The following is a 273-nucleotide window of genomic DNA, read 5'->3' as shown; positions in this document are numbered from 1 at the left end:
CAACAGCCATAACTTCAGCCCCGCCCAGCGGCAGATGGACATAATTAGGTTATTTATAGCCTAATTGACGATAGAGCGCCAATTGGCGCACCGTTGGCGCAATTAGATCGGCGCCGCGCACCACCTCCGTCACGCCCATGACAGCATCGTCCAACTACCACTGCTAGATTATAATTAATAAGAGAACAGCCCATCGCGGCGGCGGATAACGCGTGGTCGGCGTCGAATCCGGCCCCGCAGCCAGTCGTAGAAATGGCGCACCAGTGCGATTCG

The sequence above is a fragment of the Sodalis-like endosymbiont of Proechinophthirus fluctus genome, from assembly GCF_001602625.1.
Classification (GTDB): Bacteria; Pseudomonadota; Gammaproteobacteria; order Enterobacterales; family Enterobacteriaceae.
Note: the sequence above shows the minus strand (reverse complement) of the source record.